Origin of the sequence: Yoonia sp. (assembly GCF_046498525.1) — a bacterium.
Lineage (GTDB): Bacteria > Pseudomonadota > Alphaproteobacteria > Rhodobacterales > Rhodobacteraceae > Yoonia.
The window spans coordinates 1-3,850 of the sequence record NZ_JAWOAN010000225.1 but is presented as its reverse complement, the minus strand read 5'-3'; the positions used below and the strand labels follow the sequence as shown (position 1 = coordinate 3,850).

Genomic DNA, 3,850 nt, shown 5'->3' with positions numbered 1-3,850 from the left:
CTGTGATTGAAACGACCGCTACTACAACTTACATCAACCCGTCCAATGGTGATGTGATCAGTGCAGCGGAGTATGATGCCTTGGATGCAACTGGAAAGGCGTCATACACTGATATCGCTCCTAGTGGTACTCAGAATTACTTCGTCTCGGCATCAGGCGAAGTCATCACCGCGGCTGAAAAAGACCCTCTGGCGGACGATGCTGCTGCCGTAACCGCCTTGCTCGGCGCGTACACCGCAACAGCTGTATCGACAGGCGCAATTGAAGGCATCAACGGTTCCATCACCAACGTCATTGATGGTATCGGTGCTACGACACAGCAAGCAATCGCTTCTGCTGACGTGTCGGCAATCGAGTACAACATGCCAACTTTCGATTTTGGTGATATGGCGACAACAGCACTTGGTGCGGTCAACACCGGCGAAATCACGCTTGGCGTGAACTCGTCTGTTGATAATGCCAAGACATCCTCGACCGAAGCTGTTTCTTCGGTAATGGAGCAGTTGGGTGGTTCGGCTGATACAGGTGCAATCGTTCTGAACATCGCGTCAAACATGACCGGTATCAACGGCTCGATCACCAACACAATGGCGGAACTCAACGGTTCGATGGGCAACCTGTCGACGACAGCACTTGGTGCGGTCAACACCGGCGAGATCATCTCTGGTGTGAACGCTGCTGTAACTGGCATCACCGGCGCTTCTGCTGGTCAGTAATCTGCTCTACGTAGGTTGATAAAATAAAGGGGGGGCATTCTTGCCCCCTCTACCCATTAAAAGATTGGAAGGGGACCAACTAATTTTGATTTCTAGTCCCCGCCTTCGCTTATTTTTATTTGCCGCGACATTCGCGTTATCACCGACAATTGCGTCATCATCTATCCTGGAACGTGTTTTGCAACTGCTTGATGCAGCCTATCCCCATATCAAAGCGTCCAATATATCTGCGAACATTGCTGAAAACATCAGCAATCCAACAATTCAGAATAGATCACTGGCAACGGGTGATCGTGTCATCATCGGATATGACACGTCCGGGACGGCAGTCCTTGGCTCCGCTGACGCCTTTGGTGTCTTTGTTGATCCGTCACAGGCCTCTGCACTTGGATCTGGTGTCAGTGCGGGATTGTATCCTGTCGGCAGCGCGCTCTATTCCCTGCCACCTGCGGGTCAACTTTCCATCTTCGCGCAGACGTCCAGCGGTGGACCACTGACACCCGCGCAAGAGACAGTCATGACGCGCATTGATGGAACGATTACCAATGTGCTGACCTCAGTGACGCCAAGGCTGACATCAGATGTAACGGCCTTCAATTCAGGGATGTTTTCGTCTTACATAGATGTTTCAACGATGGGCAGCACGGCACTTGGTGCCGTGAACGCGGGTGAGATAATCACCCATATTCAGGTCATCACCGGTCGAGATGCCTTAGGTACAAACGGCATTGATTTGGCACATCTTGGTCGCGGTCCGAACACCGCTTTTGATTACGCGCAGGCGGGTGAGATTTCCGCACTGACCCACCGGGTGCGTCAAATGGGCGGAGGCGTGAACGAAAGCATGCTGGCGTTGAATATCGCGTCCAATGCGACCGAGGTCACGGGTCGTGTGAGCAATATCATCGTTGGTCTGAACGTGTGAATCAGCATGCAAAAGTGACCCACTTTGGTGGGTTATGATCATCTAAAACTGACCCACCTGCATTGTTAACATCCGTGTGCTTTGGGCACGGAGGAAGAGCAGGTGTTACTTATGGAAACGGCAATGAAGATCCGAGGCTGGATCTTGGGGGATGGGCGCAGCATCCATTCTGTGGCGCGCGAGACTGGGATTTCGCGGACGACGATCAAGAAGTATCTGAAGAACCCGGAACAACCGCGCTATCGGAGACAGCAACCGCGTGTCGGGTCTAAGCTGAACGCACAGTTCGAGGTGCGTCTGCGGGAACTTTTTGAGCACGATCTGTCCCTTCGGCGCCGTGATCGGCGCACAGCGAAGAAGCTTTACGAAGAGCTTGTCGCGGAAGGCTACACAGGCTCTTATTCGCCAGTTCAGCGGTTTGTCAGTGAGCTCAAGAAGTCATCTGGAACCGATGGAACTGATGCATTCATCCCACTCTATTTCGTGCCTGGCGATGCGCTTCAGTTCGACTGGAGCGAAGAATATGTTCTGTTAGGCGGTGTCCAACACAAGGTTCACGTCGCCCATTTCCGCCTGTGCCACAGCCGCAAGCCTTTCGTCGTGGCCTATATGAACGAGAAGCAGGAGATGGTGCTGGATGCCTTTGTGCGGGCGCTGTCTTTCTTCGGTGGCGTTCCGCGCCGTGTGATCATCGACAACCCCAAAACCATGGTGACCTATGTCTCGCGGTCGAAGGATCGGATCTTTCATCCACGCTTTCTGGCCTTGATGAACCATTACGTCATCGACCCTGTCGCCTGCACGCCTGCCTCGGGATGGGAGAAGGGACAGGTCGAGAACCAGGTGCAGTTTCTGCGCGGCGAGCTGTTCACTCCCAGGCTTGTCTTTGACGATCTGGCGGCGCTGAATGCCTGGCTGCTTTTGCGCTGTGAGGAGCTGGCTGAACGCCGCCATACTGATCAACAGCATCGCACAATTGCCGACGTCTTTGAGGATGAAAAGATCGAGTTGCGCCCGCTAGGCCGTCCTTTCGACGGCTATGTCGAAAAAACTGTGCGGGTCAGATCCACCTGCCTGGTGCAATACGACAGCAATCGCTACAGCGTGCCGTGCGAACATGCGGGGCATCACGTCTCGCTGCGCGCCTATGCTGATCGGCTAGTCATGATCGCAAACGACGAAATTATCGCTGAACATAAGCGGCGCTTTACACGCAATATCAGTTACTTCGAGCCCTGGCACTATGTGCCGTTGCTCGATCGCAAGCCCGGTGCGTTGCGTGATGGCGCACCCTTTGTCGGTTGGGAATTGCCCAAATCGATGGAGCAGATCAAGGATCACTACATGCGCGAGAAAGGTGGCGACCGCGAGTTTGTCGATCTGCTGCTGCTGGCACTTGAGCATGGCATAGACGTGGTCGAGATGGCCTGCGACCTGGCCATCGAACAACGCACCTTGCGTTTGCCGGCGATCATCAATCTGGTCAATCAACTGCTGGAGCCGACAATCGCGCCGTTGGCGGAAACCCATGCCTATCCGCAGTTGAGCGTGCGACCACAGGCCGATTGCAAGCGATATGAGGCGCTCTGTGCTACGGGGAGGGCCGCAGTATGAACGCTCTCATTGACCAACTCGCAGCACTCAGGCTCCACGGAATGGCTGCTTGCGCGCAGGATTTGTTGGCCGCGCGCACGCCACCCAGCCTGACGACAGCATTGAAGACCTTGATCGAAGCAGAAACCGAAGAGCGCAGGGTGCGGTCCATCCAGTATCAGATGCGCATCGCGAAATTCCCCCATCACAAGGACTTCGCCACCTTCAATTATAGCGCGGCGACCATCACAAAAGCGCAGATCGACCCGTTTTGCTCAGGCCAATTCACTGATGACGCGCATAACATCATCCTGGTCGGGGGAACTGGTACCGGCAAGACGCACATTTCCATCGCGCTCGGGACCAACCTGGTCAATAGAGGAAAGCGGGTGCGCTTCTATAATGCCGTCGATCTGATCAACGCCCTCATCGCAGAGCAGGCCGAGGGAAACACAGGGAAGATCATCAAGCAACTGACCGCTCTGGATTGCGTCATCATCGATGAACTTGGCTATATCCCGTTTCCGAAATCCGGCGGGTCGCTGCTGTTTCACTTGATCAGCAAGCTGTATGAAACCACCAGTGTCATCATCACCACCAACCTCGAGTTCGGTGA

General features: G+C 54.4%; 4 protein-coding genes. All 4 read left to right on the top strand.

The window, feature by feature from the left end; translation table 11 throughout:
- The coding region (locus R6T97_RS13745) for a hypothetical protein (RefSeq protein WP_410349864.1) at positions 1 to 716 on the top strand (716 nt) is incomplete at its 5' end.
- A gap of 178 nt (positions 717 to 894) precedes the next feature.
- Positions 895 to 1,641: a hypothetical protein gene (locus R6T97_RS13740; protein ID WP_410349863.1), complete on the top strand. Its 747-nt coding sequence runs from the start codon at positions 895 to 897 to the stop codon at positions 1,639 to 1,641.
- A 123-nt stretch (positions 1,642 to 1,764) separates the two neighbouring features.
- Positions 1,765 to 3,255: an IS21 family transposase gene (gene istA / locus R6T97_RS13735; protein ID WP_410349862.1), complete on the top strand. Its 1,491-nt coding sequence runs from the start codon at positions 1,765 to 1,767 to the stop codon at positions 3,253 to 3,255.
- Positions 3,252 to 3,850: ATP-binding protein (locus R6T97_RS13730; protein WP_410349861.1), on the top strand; the 599-nt coding region annotated here is incomplete at its 3' end. The genes istA and R6T97_RS13730, both read left to right, overlap by 4 nt.

What these genes read in the sequence shown, in the direction of transcription:
- istA (WP_410349862.1), top strand. Translation starts at nt 1,765, where the DNA reads ATGAAGATCCGAGGCTGGATCTTGGGGGATGGGCGCAGCATCCATTCT.